A 13,309-nucleotide genomic window follows, 5' to 3' on the forward strand; every position below is an offset into this window, starting at 1 on the left:
TCAGGAGTGCGCACAATGCTCCCGCTTCCGGTCAAATATCGATTGGGATTTGGCCGGGCGGACATCAAGAAAAGATAAGGGCCGTTCAGGCCGGGTTTTGCCCGCCATTGGCTGCTACGCGCAACCGCGTGCCCGCGGCCTCCAATGCGGCGGCGATATCGGCGGGCGGTGCCTGATTGGTCGCCAGTTCGGAGAAACCAGAAAAGCCGCATACCCTGACAAGGCCCTGGCGGCCGAACTTGGTATGGTCGGTGATGACCACGGAGCGCTGGCCGCGCGACAGCACCATGGCCGCGAATTCGGCTTCCTCCAGGTCGTGGTCCATGACCCCGCCCGTGGCATCCACGGCGCCTGCCGAGATCACCGCGTGATCGACGCCGAAGCGTCGGACGAAGTCGATGGCCGAGACGCCGAATGCGGCGCCGGAATCGGGTCGCAGTTCGCCGCCGGCCATGTAGACTTTGTTGCCATTGGTGGTGGCCAGCGTTCGGGCAATGTCGGACGAGTTGGTGACAACCGTCAGCCGCCGGTGCCCGGCCAGTTCGCGGGCCAGGAAGCTGGTGGTGGTGCCGCAGTCCAGCATGATCGATTCGCCGTCGCGGATGGTTGCCGCAACCATGCGGGCGATGGCCCGCTTGGCCTCGGCGTTCTCGCGCATGCGCCGTTCGAACGGCGCTTCGCCGACAATGCCTGGAAGGCTGATGGCGCCATGCATTTTGAACACCGACCCATCGTCGGTCAGTGGCTTGACGTCGCGCCGCACCGTTTCGAGCGAAACGCCGAGCCTCTCGGCGAGATCGGCAATGGTTACAGTGCCTTCCTCCTTGAGGAGGCGCAGGATTTCGCCATGCCGCTTCGAATGGTTCACCGGTCGAACTCATCTGCCATGGTTGATGTGACCGATTTGTACGGCTTCGCGCGGCAGAAAACAACAAGAACGGTCATAAAAACAGAAAAAGCCACAGATTTGCGTTGACAACCTGGCCTATGTCATCCGAATTTGACGACGAAGAAGGATGGCTCCGCCCTGGGAACGGCGGCGTCAGGGTGTCGAGAAGTCTCCGGCAAGGAGACCGTTGGCCGAATGGAGAGGACGTGACGACGAGCGAGGATCGCATTCGCGGGTTGCCATGCTGGAAGGGCGGCATTCAGGTCGCGCCGCTGTCGGGCGGGCTCAGCAACGAGAATTTGCTGGTCACCGACGCCGCCGGCAAGCATGTCGTCCGTTTGGGGCGCGACTATCCGTTCCATCATGTCTTGCGCGAGCGCGAGCTGATGACAGCGCGGGCGGCGGAGGCCGCCGGTTTCGGGCCGGCCGTCGAATATGCCGAGCCTGGTGTGATGGTCACGGAGTTTCTCGGTGCCAAAACCTATGGTGCTGAGGACGTGCGCGCCAATGGCGAGCGCATTGCCAGGCTGATGCGCGACTTTCACCGGCAAATGCCCAACCACGTCTCCGGCGCCGGCTTCATCTTCTGGGTGTTTCACGTCATTCGCGATTATGCGCGCACGCTGCGTGCCGGAAACAGCCGCATGACGCCGGCCTTGCCGCGCTATCTCGCCTTGGCGGACCAGCTGGAGAGCGTGCAGGCGCCGCTGCCGATCGTCTTCGGTCACAACGATCTGCTGCCGGCCAATTTTCTCGACGATGGCGAAAAGCTCTGGCTGATCGACTTTGAGTATGCCGGTTTTGGCACCGCCATGTTCGACCTCGCCGGGATCGCATCGAACGCCGGCATGCCCCAGGCCGAGGCAGACGCGCTGCTGGGCGCCTATCTCGGCCACAGACCAGACGAGGCCGTGCGCCGGTCCTTCGCCGCCATGCAATGCGCCTCGCTTCTGCGCGAAGCGATGTGGAGCATGGTTTCGGAACTTTATCTCGACGCACCGGGCGCCGACTACGTCGCCTACACCGGCGAAAACCTCGCCCGCCTTGATGCGGCGCTCGAAAGCTACAGCTCTAAATACGGAAAAGTCCTGCCATGACCCTGCCAAGCCATGCCCAGATCGTCGTCATTGGCGGCGGCATTATCGGCTGTTCGACGGCCTATCATCTGGCCCGCGACCACAAGGCCGATGTGGTGCTACTCGAACAGGGTTCCATCACCTCGGGCTCCACCTGGCACGCTGCCGGACTGGTCGGGCAATTGCGCTCCTCGGCCTCGATCACCCGCGTGCTCAAATATTCGGTCGATCTCTACAAGGGCCTCGAGGCCGAAACCGGCCTCGCCACCGGCTGGAAGATGACCGGTTGCCTGCGTCTCGCCACCAACCAGGACCGCTGGACCGAATTCAAACGGCTGGCCACCACCGCGCGCAGCTTCGGCATGGACATGCATCTTCTGTCGCCGGCCGAGGTCAAGGCGATGTGGCCTTTGATGGAAACCGGCGACCTTGTCGGCGCCAGCTGGCTGCCGACCGATGGTCAGGCGAGCCCGTCGGACATCACGCAGTCGCTGGCCAAGGGCGCGCGCATGCACGGCGCCCGGCTGATCGAGAAGATCAAGGTGACCGGCTTCGACATGAATGACGGCCGCATCGTTGCGGTCAAAACCGACCAGGGCGATATCGCCTGCGAAAAGGTGGTCAACTGCGCCGGCCAGTGGGCCAGGCAGGTTGGCGCCATGGTCGGCATCAACGTGCCGCTGCAGCCGGTCAAGCACCAGTACATCATCACCGAGAAGATTCCAGGTCTGGCGACAGACGCGCCCACCATTCGCGATCCCGACCGCCGCACCTACTTCAAGGAAGAGGTAGGCGGCCTCGTCATGGGCGGCTATGAGCCGAACCCCCAGGCCTGGGAGACCGGCCTGCCGGGTGGCGACGTGCCGGATGAATGGGCCTTCCGCCTGTTCGACGACGACTACGATCATTTCGAACAGCATATGACGCAGGCCATCGCGCGCGTGCCGGCGCTGGAGACCGTTGGCGTCAAGCAGATGATTAATGGCCCGGAGAGTTTTACGCCGGACGGCAACTTCATTCTCGGCGTCGCGCCGGAATGCGCCAACATGTTCGTTGGTGCCGGCTTCAACGCCTTCGGCATCGCATCGGGCGGCGGTGCTGGCTGGGTGCTGGCGAAATGGGTGGTGGATGGCGAGGCGCCGCTCGATCTGTGGGTGGTCGATATCCGCCGCTTCTCCGACCTGCACCGCGACCGCCAATGGGTTTGCGACCGCACGCTCGAAGCCTATGGCAAGCATTATACGATCGGCTTCCCGCACGAGGAGTATGACAGCGGCCGGCCGCGTATCGTCTCTCCGCTCTACCAGCGCCTGCAGAAGCACGGTGCAGTCTTCGGCTCCAAGCTCGGTTGGGAACGGCCGAACTGGTTCGCCCCTGAGGGTACCGAGGCGAAGGATGTCTACTCCACGGGTCGCCAAAATTGGTTCGGCCCGGTTGGCGACGAGCATCGCCATGTCCGCGACAAGGTGGGCATCTTCGACCAGTCGTCTTTCGCCAAATATGAGCTGACGGGGACCGATGCCGGTCGGGCGCTCGATTGGGTCTGCGCCAACGATGTCGCCAAGCCGGTCGGCAGGCTCACCTATACGCAGCTTCTCAACACGCGCGGCGGTATCGAGGCGGACCTCACGGTGGCACGCCTGGCCGACGACCGGTTTTACATCGTCACCGGCACTGGCTTCCGCACCCATGATCTGGCCTGGATCCGCGACCATATCGGCGCGGACTTCGACGTTAGTCTGGTCGATGTCACCGAAGCCTTCGGCACGTTGTCCCTGATGGGGCCGGATGCGCGCAAGGTGCTGGAGAAGGTGACGGAGGCGGATGTCTCCAACATAGCTTTCCCCTTCGGCCACGTGCGCGAGATCGCCATCGCCGGGCACACGGTGCGGGCGCTGCGCGTCACCTATGTCGGCGAGCTCGGCTGGGAACTGCATGTGCCCATCGCGGCTACCGGCGAGGTGTTCGATGCGCTGATGCAGGCCGGCAAGGAGCACGACATTCGCCCGGTCGGCTATCGCGCTTTGGAATCGCTGCGGCTCGAAAAGGGCTATCGCGCCTGGGGCTCCGACATTACGCCGAACGACACACCGTTCGAGGCGGGTCTCGGTTGGGCGGTGAAGCTGAAGACCGACATGGATTTCCTCGGTCGTATGGCACTTGAAAAGGTCGCCAGGCAGCCTTTGGTCAAACGCTTTGCCGGCTTTACGGTGGATGATCAGGATATTGTCTTGCTTGGCCGCGAGACGATCCTGCGCAATGGCGAGCCGGTCGGCTATCTGACCTCCGGCGGCTACGGCTACACGGTGGCTAAGAACATCGGCTACGGTTATGTCCGCAACGCGGCCGGCGTGGACGACAAATTCCTGCGCGAGGGCAGCTACGAACTGGTCGTCGCCACGCAAAAAGTGCCGGCACATCTGCATCTTGAGCCGCTCTATGATCCGGGCATGAGCCGCATCAAGGCATAGCCGGCACGGGCAGGCGAAAGGCCTGCCCTGATGGCCAGTTCGGCACCAAATCGGGTCGCCTGCCGCAGTCCGCGCTTGCCGCCGCCATTCGCCTTGCATTAGGTTTCTCGCAGGCAAGCCGAGGAGCTACCCAATGGTGCGGAAATTCGTCGAAGGCGAGAACATCGACATCGGTTTCGACAGCAAACTGTGCATCCATTCGCGCAATTGTGTGCTCGGCCATCCCGAGGTTTTCGTTCCCAATGCGCCGGGTCAGTGGATCCATCCCGAGGCCGGCTCGGTCGAGGCGGTCGTCGGCGTCGCCCATTCCTGCCCGTCCGGCGCGATCACCTACCGCCGCAAGGATGGTGGACCGGACGAGCCGGCACCGGTGGTCAATCTGGTCCGGGTGCGCGAGAACGGACCGCTCGCCTTCAATGCCGAGATGGACATCAATGGCGAACTCATGCTGCGCGCGACGTTGTGCCGTTGCGGCGCCTCGGAGAACAAGCCGTTTTGCGATGGCAGCCATACCAAGGCCGGTTTCGCCGCCACCGGCGAGCCGGCGTCGAAAGACTCGGTTGCGCTGGAAGCGCGCAATGGCCCCATCAAGGTCACGCCCCAGCCCAACGGTTCTCTCAAGGTGGAAGGCAATCTCGAGATCGTCAGCGGCACCGGCCGCACGGTCGACCGCGTCACCAAGGTCTTCCTGTGCCGCTGCGGCCATTCGCGGAACAAACCCTTCTGCGACGGCAGCCACAAGACGGCCGGGTTCGTCGGCTGATCCGATTGGAGTCTAGTTGACGCCTTTCGGCACGTTCTCCGGCGGCACCGTGTCCACCACCTTCTGACGATGGAAAATGAACAGTCCGGCCAGGACGACGATGGCTGCGCCAACGAGCACGCGTGGCCCGGGCACATCGCCGAAGAACACCATGCCGAACACGGCGGCCCACAACAGCAGGCTGTAGTGCAGCGGCGCCAGCGTCGAGGCCGGCGCCAGCTTCAGCGCCCGTGTGATCATCAGATGCGCCGCGCAGGAGACGACACCGAGCAACAGCATGGCGCCGATGTCGAAGACGCCGGGGGCGCGCCAGTCGCCGACGGCGAAGACGAGACCTGCCACCAGGGCGGCAATTGTTTGCCAGGTCACCAATGTGGTGTCGGGAGTTCCCCGTAACTGTCGGCTGTAGACGATCGACAGCGCGAAGGCTACCGAGCCGATGAAGGCGAAAATGGCCGAGAGCGAAAAGGCGGCGGTCGATGGGTTCAGGATGACGAGCACGCCGCAGAAGCCGACCAGGATGGCGGCCCATCGGCGCCAGCCGATCCGCTCGCCAAGCATGAAATGCGACAGCGCCGCCACATAGATGGGCCCGGCCATGTAGAAGCTCATCACATCGGCCAGCGGCAAATGCACCACAGCGGCATAGAACAATCCGGTATCGACCGTCGTCATGATGGCGCGTAGCAACTGGATGCCGGGTCGCTCCACGCGGACGAGTTTCTCCGCGCCCTGTCTGGCGATCATCGGCCCCAGGATGATGAAGGCGCCGATCGAGCGAACAGCCACGACGAGACCGACCGAGAAGTTGGTGACCAGCCATTTGCCCATGGCGTCGTTGAGGGCGAACATGAAGTCGCCGGCCAGCATGAGCAGGATGCCGGCTACCACGACGTTCTTGGGGGCGAGGGCCCGAAGGAGGGACGGCGCCATGGGTTCGACAATCCTTCACGCCAATCGTTCGGCCGACGGCCAACTACCTGTTGGCCGGGCTTTTGGCGAGAGGAAAAGGAAACTTTTGGTTGCGCCAACGACGCTCAATCGGGCCGATCGGGGATTGGTTTCCGGCGCGATGCCTCAATAGAGGGTGAACAGTACCGGCAGGTAGCCTTCGTCCTGCAGATATTCGACCAGCAGCATTGCCGGCGCCGCGACAAGGAAGACGAGGCTGTCGGCCAGCGTGCCATAAAGGCGTCGTGGCGCGATCTCGACAACATCAAGGTCGACGAACAGCCGCCTGTCGGCGAGAAACGCCGGCACGCGCAACCGGTAGTCGTCATAGGATTTTCCGAAATTCGCCCGCAGCAGATTTTCCTCGCGCATCGCGGTCCTGAACAGGATGGCTTGAACCACGATGGCGCAGAGCAATGCCGGGGCGAGACTGCCGGTCTGCGCGCCCACGCCAGCTGCCCCGATGATCGAAAACACGTAGAGCGGGTTGCGGCACATCGAATAGGGGCCGACATCGACCAGCTCCATCGACTTGCGCCCGCCGATATAGAGCGTGCACCACAGCCGACCCAGGATCGCCGTACCGATCAAACATATGCCGGCGATCCTGATGGTCAGCTGAAGGTCGACGCCCCCTGGCGGGTACAGTTTCCAGGCGGACTGGAACAACAGCGCAAAGGCGATGAGGATCAGGGTTACGATCCACAAGGCGGTGATGCGCGGCCGCTGGGTTTGTCCGAAGGCCTTGGATGGAGTTTGCATGGCTTCCCCGTCAATGTGATGTCGGCGCGCCGCGCATTCCCGCCCATGCAGCAACGGCGCGTTGACGGATTGACCCTCGTTGAGAATTATCAAGAAACGGCGGAGAGCGTGCCAACGCTTGTCGGGGAAGCCCGCAAGGCACGCGCTTTGCGGTTGCCTGCCGTGATGCGTTGCTGAATAACGCCCTTCTGAAACCACCACGGGGCTGGGGCATGGACAAGGGGCTCATCCTTATCGTCGAGGACGAACCGCGCATCGCCGAAATTCTCGAAGCCTATCTGGCACGGGAAGGTTTTCGCACGGTGACAGCCGCCAATGGTGATATCGCGCTTTCCCATCACGCAATGCTGTCGCCCGATCTGGTACTGCTCGACGTTCGCATCCCGCGCGTCGATGGCTTCGAGGTTCTGGCGCGCATCCGCCAGGATGCGGCCACGCCAGTGATCATGGTGACGGCGCTGGCGGAAGATATCGACCGCCTTTCCGGCTTGCGGCTTGGCGCCGACGACTACGTCGTCAAACCATTCAACCCGCATGAGGTCGTCGCGCGCGTCAATGCCGTTCTGCGCCGCTCGCGGGCCGCCGGTGCTTCGAGGATGTTGCGGTTTGCTCCGGTTGAGGTCGATGTCGACGCGCATGCCGCCTTTGTCGCGGTGGAGGCGGGTCGGCAATCTCTCCCTTTGACGCTGAGCGAATTCCGCATCGTTGCCTACATGATCCGCCGGCCGACCCACGCCTTCGGCCGCGCCGATATCCTGGATGCCTGCCTGCCTGAAAACGATGCCCTGGCCAAGACCGTCGACACCCACATCGCCAATCTGCGCCGCAAGTTCGAGAATGCCGGAGCATGGGGCTTTTTCCAGGCTGTGCGCGGCATTGGCTATCGCTTTGCGGCGCCGAAATGAGGATACGCCGGCTCTCCCTGTCCACGGTCACGGCGATAACCATCGCGGCGATGCTGATGCTCAGCATGATCATCGCCTATTCCACCTTCTTCTGGATCATGAAGCAGTTGACCGAGGTGAAGTTGCGGGAGTTGCCCGCCGACATCGCCCAGGCCTACCGCGATATCCAGGACGGGGTGATGCCGTCGGTCGACGGCTTCCGGAAACTCATGGCCGTCGTGCCGGAATTCGAGAAAACGCTCGACTACCAGATGAACCTGGCATTCATGGGGCATATTCTCTTGGCGGCGCTCATCTGCGGCGCGATCGGTTATTGGCTTGCCCGGCGCATCGCGCGCCCGTTGGAGCGGCTGGCATCGGCGGCTGAAACGCTGCGCGAAGGCGATTTCGCGGTCGGTCTCGGCAATTTTCGAGGCGGCACCTCCGAAGTGCAGCGTCTCGGCAAGACCATCGATGCGCTGGCGACCGATCTCGACCATATGGAAAAGCGCCTGCGCTTCAACACAATGGCGGTTGCGCACGAATTGCGTACGCCGCTCACTATTTTGCAGGGCAACCTGCAAGGCATGATCGACGGCGTATTTTCGGTTCGTCAGCAGGGGCTGCAGGATCTGCTGACGCAGGTGCAGGGCTTGTCGCGTCTGGTCGAGGACCTGCGCACGCTGTCACTGGCGGCCGGCCACAAGCTGATCGGCGATCGGGCTGTCACCGACCTCGCCGACGAGGCGGCTACCGTTCTCGCCGCGGCCCGTCCGATGCTTGACGAAGCCGGCATGCGTATCGAGACGGACTTCGCGCCCGCCCGCACCAGCGTCGATCCGGAACGGCTGCGCCAGGCGATGCTGGCAATCGTCGACAATGCCAGTCGCTACGCCGCCGCCGGTGGCGTGCTGCGTTGCGAGACCGGCATCGATGGCGACCGCATGGCCTTTGTCCGGTTCCTGGATCGAGGTCCGGGCTTGCCCGAGGAAATCCGCTCGATTTCATTCGACATTTTCTGGCGCGGCGAAATCTCGCGGTCGCGTGAGACCGGTGGGACCGGGCTGGGGCTCTCCATTGTCGAGGCGATAGCCAGGGCGCATCAGGGCCGGCTGGAGGCACGCGCGAGGAACGGCGGCGGTTCGGTCATTGCGATAACGGTGCCGGCTGATGCGGGTTGAGCGCCAGCGCGCCTTCTTGACCTGAACCAGCGCCTCCTTTGGGCAGTTTATTGGGGTTTCGGTGCGACGACGATCGGGCGGTAGATGACCATCGGTCTGTTGGCAAAGCGGTTGAATTCCGCATCCTGCGCACGCATTGCGGCGGCTCTGTCGAGGTCGATGCGCTGCAGGCATTCGGCGAAAGCGTCGGTGTTCTTCTTGAAACCGTAGGTCTGGCATTTCGCTTCGTCGGCCGCGCGCCTTTCCTGGGGCGTCATCGTGGTACAGCCGGCCAGCGCCGCCATGCCAAATATTGCCGCTACGATCCTGGGCGACATAGCCCTCTCCCGATTCAAAGATGAGGCATATTGTAGACTTTATAAACGGCGAAGGAAATGTACGAACGGCGGCCCGTTCAACGCGCATTGATCAGTGCGTCCGCGTCGGCTTTTCGTGCCAGGGATCGGCGGTATCGGGCCTTCCGGACAAGGCCAGCTTCGTTCGGCTGCGCTCTCTTTGCGCGACGATCTTGCCACGCGCTATCACGCAGAGCCGGTCCGCTCTCAGCCTTATCGCCTCGATCGGGTCGGCGGCGTCGAGCACGACGAGGCTCGCTCGCTTGCCGACCGCCAATCCGAGATGGTCGAGGCCCATGATGGCGGCGTTTACATGGGTCACCATGTCGAAGCAGCGCGCCATGTCGGCGGGGCTCGACATCTGCGCCACATGAAGCCCCATGAAGGCGACGTCCAGCATGTCCGCCATGCCCAGCGAATACCAGGGGTCGAGCACGCAATCCTGGCCCCAGCCGACGCGAATGCCAGCCTTCAGCATCTCCGGCACGCGGGTCAGGCCACGCCGCTTCGGATAGCTGTCGTGGCGACCTTGCAGCATGATGTTGATGAGCGGATTGGGGATGGCCGAAACGCCGGCTTCCGCGATCAGCGGCAGCAGTTTGGACACGTAGTAGTTGTCCATCGAATGCATGGAGGTGAGATGCGAGCCCGTCACGCGCCCCTGTAGGCCGAGCCGCTGCGTCTCACAGGCCAGTTGCTCGATGTGGCGCGACAGCGGGTCGTCCGTCTCGTCGCAATGCATGTCGACCATCAATCCGCGTTCGGCGGCGATCTCGCACAGTTCCGTCACCGAGCGCGTGCCGTCGGCCATGGTGCGCTCGAAATGCGGAATGCCGCCGACGATATCGACGCCGAGGTCGAGCGCGCGGATCGTGTTCGTGCGCGCATTGGGCGAACGGTAAAAACCGTCCTGCGGGAAGGCGACAAGTTGCAGATCGATATAGGGCGCGACGGTCTTCTTCACGTCGAGCAGCGCCTCGACCGCCAGAAGCCGGTCGTCGCAGGTGTCGACATGGGTGCGGATGGCAAGCAGGCCCTTGGCCACCGCCCAATCGCAATAGGCGAGTGCCCGCTCCCTGACCGCTTCGTGAGTGAGAAGCGGCTTCAGTTCACCCCACAGCGCAATGCCTTCCAGCAGCGTGCCCGAGGCATTGATGCGCGGAATGCCGAGGCTCAGCGTCGCGTCCATATGGAAATGCGGATCGATGAAGGGTGGCGAGACGAGATCGCCAGCCGCGTCGATGACCGTTGGTGCCTCGGCCTCAAGCTTGGGTTCGATCGCAGCGATGGTTTCGCCGCGAACGCCGATATCGGCCACCCTGCCGTCGGTCAGGGTGCCACCCCGAACAATGAGGTCGAACGCCATTGGCGGCGTTTATTCCGGAACCTTGCGCACCGCACCCTTGTCGGCGCTGGTCGCGAAGGCGGCATAGGCGCGAAGCGCCGTAGTCACGTTGCGCTTGCGCGTTTCCACCGGCTGCCAGCCCTTGGCGTCCTGCTCCTTGCGGCGGGCCGCAAGTTCCTCGTCGCTGACCAGGAGATTGACGGTGCGGCCGGGAATGTCGATGGCGATCCGATCGCCGTCGCGTACCAGGCCGATCGCACCGCCGGTCGCGGCCTCGGGCGAGGCATGGCCGATCGACAGGCCGGAAGTGCCGCCGGAGAAGCGGCCGTCGGTCAACAGCGCGCAGGCCTTGCCCAGTCCTTTCGACTTCAGATAGCTGGTCGGGTAGAGCATTTCCTGCATGCCCGGGCCGCCCTTCGGACCCTCGTAGCGGATGACGACGACATCGCCGGCGACGACCTCGTTGCTGAGAATGGCCTTCACCGCCGCATCCTGGCTCTCATAGACCTTGGCCGGGCCGGTGAAGGTCAGGATCGACTCGTCCACGCCGGCGGTCTTCACCACGCAACCATCGAGCGCGATGTTGCCCTTGAGCACGGCCAGGCCGCCATCTTTCGAGAACGGATGCTCGGCCGAGCGGATGACGCCCTTTTCACGATCGAGGTCGAGATCGTCCCAGCGACGGTCCTGACTGAAGGCAACTTGTGTCGGCACGCCGCCCGGCGCGGCCATATAGAATTTGCGGACATTCTCCGCCGTGGAGCGCGAGACGTCCCAGCGGTCCAGTGCTTCGCCCATCGTCGCGCTGTGCACGGTCGGCAACTCGTTGTGGATCAGCCCGGCTTTATCGAGCTGGCCGAGGATCGCCATGATGCCACCGGCGCGATGCACGTCTTCCATGTGCACGTCGGCCTTGGCGGGCGCGACCTTGCTCAGCACCGGCACCTTGCGCGACAGGCGGTCGATATCGTCCATGGTGAAGTCGATACCGCCTTCCTGAGCGGCGGCGAGGATGTGCAGCACTGTGTTGGTCGAACCGCCCATGGCGATATCCAGTGCCATTGCGTTCTCGAAGGCCTGCTTGGAGGCGATGTTGCGCGGCAACACGCTTTCATCTTCCTGTTCGTAATAGCGCTGGGCGAGGTCGACGACGAGATGGCCGGCTTCGACGAACAGCCGCTTGCGGTCGGCATGGGTGGCAAGTGTCGAGCCGTTGCCGGGCAGTGACAGCCCGAGCGCCTCGGTCAGGCAGTTCATCGAATTGGCGGTGAACATGCCCGAGCACGAGCCGCAGGTCGGGCAGGCCGAACGCTCGATGACCTTTACCTCTTCGTCGGAAACCTTGTCGTCGGCAGCGGCGACCATCGCGTCGATCAGGTCGATCGCGGTCACCTTGTCCTTCCAGACGACCTTGCCAGCTTCCATCGGGCCGCCGGAAACGAAGACGGCCGGAATGTTGAGCCGCATCGCAGCCATCAGCATGCCGGGGGTGATCTTGTCGCAGTTGGAAATGCAAACCATGGCGTCGGCACAGTGCGCGTTGACCATGTATTCGACGCTGTCGGCGATGATCTCGCGGCTCGGCAGCGAATAAAGCATGCCGTCATGGCCCATGGCGATGCCATCGTCGACGGCGATGGTGTTGAACTCCTTGGCGACGCCGCCGGCGGCTTCGATCTCGCGCGCGACAAGCTGGCCGAGATCCTTAAGATGGACGTGGCCCGGTACGAATTGCGTGAAGGAATTGACCACCGCGATAATCGGCTTGCCGAAATCCGAGTCCTTCATGCCGGTGGCGCGCCATAGGCCGCGGGCGCCAGCCATGTTGCGGCCATGAGTGGTGGTTCGGGAGCGATAGGGAGGCATGGGTACTGTCCTTGACGCCTGTGCGGCACGTTCCTGTGCGATAAAGGTAGATAGGAAGCTGGCGTTATATACGCCATGGTCCAGTCTGGCCACGGTTTTGCAATGCGCCAGTTTTATGCTCTCTCAAGGGCACGGCCGATTTATTTCACGGCCGTTGTCGGATTGCCGCGTCAAGGGCCGTCCTTTGAGCAACGGCAAGGCAAAGGAAGCCGTTCTGCCGACGGGAGAGGCCGCGGCCAACGCCAATCGCATCAAGGAGAAGGTCATGCAGAAAATCAGCCCATGCCTGTGGTTCCGCAACGAGGCCGAAGAGGCCGTCGACTTCTACGTCTCGATCTTTCCGAACGCGAAGAAGGGAGAAGTGCTGCGGAGTGGCGAAAGCGGCCCCGGACCGGCTGGCAGCGTCGTGCTGGTGAACTTCGAGCTGTTTGGCCAGTCGTTTCAGGCCCTGAACGGCAACTCGGATGAGACCTTCAACAATTCAGTATCGCTCTCCGTTGACTGCAAGGACCAGGCTGAGGTCGACCACTACTGGGAAAAGCTGATTGATGGTCGCGGCAAGGGGCTCGCCTGCAGCTGGCTCAAGGACCGCTATGGCGTCGCCTGGCAAATCGTGCCGGAACTGCTGCCGAGACTGCTCATTGATCCCGACAAGGCCAAGGCCGCGCGCGTCATGGCTGCAATGATGAAGATGGTCAAGATCGATGTTGCCACGATCGAGGAAGCTGCGCGGGGTTAATTTTCAACTCCAGCTTGCTCAAACAAACAGGGCGCCGGATTGCTCCG

12 protein-coding genes are annotated in these 13,309 nt (G+C 63.1%); 6 read left to right on the forward strand and 6 right to left on the reverse strand.

The genetic code is table 11. The annotated features are described in order from the left end of the window. Positions 1-85: 85 nt before the first annotated feature. Positions 86-868, reverse strand: coding sequence for a DeoR/GlpR family DNA-binding transcription regulator (locus QFZ88_RS15570; protein ID WP_024924201.1), 783 nt, complete (start codon positions 866-868; stop codon positions 86-88). 227 nt (positions 869-1,095) lie between these two features. Here QFZ88_RS15570 and QFZ88_RS15575 point away from each other — a divergent pair, with 227 nt between their 5' ends. From QFZ88_RS15575 to QFZ88_RS15585, 3 genes are all read left to right on the forward strand, one after another. Continuing rightward, complete coding sequence (locus QFZ88_RS15575; RefSeq protein WP_024924200.1) at positions 1,096-1,986, forward strand: choline kinase family protein; 891 nt, start codon at positions 1,096-1,098, stop codon at positions 1,984-1,986. Further along, positions 1,983-4,436, forward strand: coding sequence for a GcvT family protein (locus QFZ88_RS15580; RefSeq protein ID WP_024924199.1), 2,454 nt, complete (start codon positions 1,983-1,985; stop codon positions 4,434-4,436). Before QFZ88_RS15575 ends, QFZ88_RS15580 begins: the two co-directional genes overlap by 4 nt. 133 nt (positions 4,437-4,569) lie before the next feature. After that, entirely contained in the window at positions 4,570-5,199 is a 630-nt protein-coding gene (locus QFZ88_RS15585) for a CDGSH iron-sulfur domain-containing protein (RefSeq protein WP_024924198.1), read from the forward strand. Between the two features lie 12 nt (positions 5,200-5,211). On the opposite strand, the gene QFZ88_RS15590 is transcribed toward QFZ88_RS15585, so the two are convergent. Both QFZ88_RS15590 and QFZ88_RS15595 read right to left on the reverse strand, forming a co-directional pair. After that, positions 5,212-6,132, reverse strand: coding sequence for a DMT family transporter (locus tag QFZ88_RS15590; RefSeq protein ID WP_024924197.1), 921 nt, complete (start codon positions 6,130-6,132; stop codon positions 5,212-5,214). Positions 6,133-6,276: 144 nt separating this feature from the next. Next, positions 6,277-6,912, reverse strand: coding sequence for a methyltransferase family protein (locus QFZ88_RS15595; RefSeq protein WP_024924196.1), 636 nt, complete (start codon positions 6,910-6,912; stop codon positions 6,277-6,279). 212 nt (positions 6,913-7,124) lie between these two features. Here QFZ88_RS15595 and QFZ88_RS15600 point away from each other — a divergent pair, with 212 nt between their 5' ends. Beyond that, the gene (locus QFZ88_RS15600) at positions 7,125-7,817 is read left to right on the forward strand and encodes a response regulator (RefSeq protein ID WP_024924195.1); all 693 of its coding nucleotides are present in this window, start codon (positions 7,125-7,127) and stop codon (positions 7,815-7,817) included. Next, positions 7,814-8,977 carry a sensor histidine kinase gene (locus QFZ88_RS15605; RefSeq protein WP_024924194.1) on the forward strand — a complete coding sequence of 388 codons (1,164 nt, stop codon included), beginning with the start codon at positions 7,814-7,816 and terminating at the stop codon, positions 8,975-8,977. The genes QFZ88_RS15600 and QFZ88_RS15605 overlap by 4 nt, the downstream gene beginning before the upstream one ends. A gap of 47 nt (positions 8,978-9,024) precedes the next feature. Here QFZ88_RS15605 and QFZ88_RS15610 read toward each other — a convergent pair whose 3' ends face one another. The 3 genes from QFZ88_RS15610 to ilvD all read right to left on the reverse strand — a co-directional run bounded on the left by QFZ88_RS15610 (position 9,025) and on the right by ilvD (position 12,523). Further along, positions 9,025-9,294 carry a hypothetical protein gene (locus QFZ88_RS15610; protein WP_024924193.1) on the reverse strand — a complete coding sequence of 90 codons (270 nt, stop codon included), beginning with the start codon at positions 9,292-9,294 and terminating at the stop codon, positions 9,025-9,027. Between the two features lie 91 nt (positions 9,295-9,385). Further along, positions 9,386-10,678, reverse strand: coding sequence for an amidohydrolase family protein (locus QFZ88_RS15615; RefSeq protein ID WP_024924192.1), 1,293 nt, complete (start codon positions 10,676-10,678; stop codon positions 9,386-9,388). 9 nt (positions 10,679-10,687) lie between these two features. Further along, positions 10,688-12,523, reverse strand: a complete 1,836-nt coding sequence (gene ilvD, locus QFZ88_RS15620; RefSeq protein WP_024924191.1) for a dihydroxy-acid dehydratase — start codon at positions 12,521-12,523, stop codon at positions 10,688-10,690. Between ilvD and QFZ88_RS15625 the strand changes: the two genes are divergently transcribed. Beyond that, a complete protein-coding gene (locus tag QFZ88_RS15625; protein ID WP_307418194.1) occupies positions 12,522-13,262 on the forward strand; it encodes a VOC family protein in 741 nt (246 codons plus the stop codon). The two genes, ilvD and QFZ88_RS15625, sit on opposite strands and share 2 nt — an antisense overlap. The last annotated feature ends 47 nt before the right edge of the window (positions 13,263-13,309 follow it).

Source organism: Mesorhizobium sp. YL-MeA3-2017 (assembly GCF_030814575.1).
Classification (GTDB): Bacteria; Pseudomonadota; Alphaproteobacteria; order Rhizobiales; family Rhizobiaceae; genus Mesorhizobium; species Mesorhizobium terrae.

Bases quoted from the DNA above. Each gene is read 5' to 3' on its own strand.
- QFZ88_RS15610 (WP_024924193.1), bottom strand. From the start codon at position 9,294: ATGTCGCCCAGGATCGTAGCGGCAATATTTGGCATGGCGGCGCTGGCC.
- QFZ88_RS15605 (WP_024924194.1), top strand. From the start codon at position 7,814: ATGAGGATACGCCGGCTCTCCCTGTCCACGGTCACGGCGATAACCATC.
- QFZ88_RS15585 (WP_024924198.1), top strand. From the start codon at position 4,570: ATGGTGCGGAAATTCGTCGAAGGCGAGAACATCGACATCGGTTTCGAC.
- QFZ88_RS15615 (WP_024924192.1), bottom strand. From the start codon at position 10,678: ATGGCGTTCGACCTCATTGTTCGGGGTGGCACCCTGACCGACGGCAGG.
- QFZ88_RS15595 (WP_024924196.1), bottom strand. From the start codon at position 6,912: ATGCAAACTCCATCCAAGGCCTTCGGACAAACCCAGCGGCCGCGCATC.
- QFZ88_RS15625 (WP_307418194.1), top strand. From the start codon at position 12,522: ATGGGTACTGTCCTTGACGCCTGTGCGGCACGTTCCTGTGCGATAAAG.
- QFZ88_RS15590 (WP_024924197.1), bottom strand. From the start codon at position 6,132: ATGGCGCCGTCCCTCCTTCGGGCCCTCGCCCCCAAGAACGTCGTGGTA.
- ilvD (WP_024924191.1), bottom strand. From the start codon at position 12,523: ATGCCTCCCTATCGCTCCCGAACCACCACTCATGGCCGCAACATGGCT.
- QFZ88_RS15600 (WP_024924195.1), top strand. From the start codon at position 7,125: ATGGACAAGGGGCTCATCCTTATCGTCGAGGACGAACCGCGCATCGCC.
- QFZ88_RS15580 (WP_024924199.1), top strand. From the start codon at position 1,983: ATGACCCTGCCAAGCCATGCCCAGATCGTCGTCATTGGCGGCGGCATT.